1 protein-coding gene and 1 other annotated feature are annotated in these 1,300 nt (G+C 57.8%); the gene reads left to right on the forward strand.

All coding sequences use genetic code 11. From position 1 onward, the window contains the following. Nucleotides 1-44: 44 nt before the first annotated feature. Nucleotides 45-1,267 (forward strand): IS3-like element IS51 family transposase gene (locus tag ALO64_RS05520; protein ID WP_157058634.1). Its coding sequence is split into 2 segments (ribosomal slippage): nt 45-330 and nt 330-1,267, totalling 1,224 coding nucleotides; the frame shifts between segments, so codons are not numbered across the junction. After that, nucleotides 323-439 (forward strand) — a sequence feature (AL1L pseudoknot). Its footprint overlaps the gene before it by 117 nt. Nucleotides 1,268-1,300: the final 33 nt, after the last annotated feature.

The raw sequence follows: 1,300 nt of genomic DNA on the forward strand, positions 1-1,300 counted from the left end.
GCCCCGGGTTTCTCGGAGACTCCAACCTTTGAGAGGATGGAGCGATGAAAAAACTACCGAAGTACTCCCCAGAGGTCCGTGAGCGGGCCATCAGGATGGTTTTCGAACACCTTCCTGAGTACGAGTCGCAGTGGGCCACCATCAGTGCCATTGCCCCCAAGATCGGCTGCACGCCCGAGACATTACGGCTGTGGGTTCGCCAATCTGAGCGCAACAGCGGCCAGCGTGATGGGCTGAGCACAGTCGAACGTGAGCGAGTCAAGCTGTTGGAGCGTGAGAACCGTCAGTTGCGTCAAGCTAACGAGATATTGCGTAAGGCCTCAGCCTATTTTGCCCAGGCGGAGCTCGACCGCCCATTCAAACGATGAAGACGTTTATTGATGAAAACCGCCAGTCTTACGGGGTCGAGCCGATTTGCAAGGTGTTGCCAATCGCCCCGTCGACGTACTACCGGTACGCTGCTCAGCAGGCTGACCCCAGCCAGCAGTCAGCGCGTGCGCAGCGTGACCAGGAACTGGGTGAGCACATCCAGCGAGTCTGGGATGAGCACTTCCAGGTATATGGCGTGCGCAAGGTCTGGCGACAGTTGCTGCGTGAAGGCCAGCAAGTCGCCCGCTGTACGGTGCAACGCCTGATGGGAGAGCTGGGCCTGCAAGGCGTGGTACGCGGCAAGCCCGTCAAGACGACGGTCAGCGACCAAGCCAGGCCGTGCCCGCAGGATCATGTCAACCGTCAGTTTGTTGCTGAGTGCCCGAACGCCCTATGGGTATCGGACTTTACCTACGTCAGTACCTGGCAGGGTTTTGTTTACGTGGCCTTCATCGTTGATGTCTTTGCCCGATTCATCGTCGGTTGGAAGGTGTCCAGTTCAGCGCGTACCGATTTTGTACTCGATGCACTGGAGCAAGCCCTTTACGCCCGTCGCCCAGTCAAGCAGGGTGGACTCATTCACCACAGTGACCGTGGTGTGCAGTACGTGTCCATTCGCTATACCGAGCGTCTTGTCGAAGCCGGTATTGAGCCATCGGTCGGGAGTGTCGGTGACTCTTACGACAATGCCTTGGCTGAGACCATCAATGGTCTTTACAAGGCTGAAGTGATTCATCGAAGCTCTTGGCCCACACGGGGGGCGGTGGAGCTGGAAACGCTGAAATGGGTGGACTGGTTCAATCACCGCCGCCTGCTGGAGCCAATCGGTCATATTCCACCGGTCGAGGCAGAAGCCATCTATTATCAGCAACTCACCGAGTCTGCCCACGTGGCATGACTCAAACAAAAGGGTCTCCGAGAAACCCGGGGC

The sequence above is a fragment of the Pseudomonas meliae genome, assembly GCF_001400515.1.
In the GTDB taxonomy this organism is placed as follows: Bacteria; Pseudomonadota; Gammaproteobacteria; order Pseudomonadales; family Pseudomonadaceae; genus Aquipseudomonas; species Aquipseudomonas amygdali.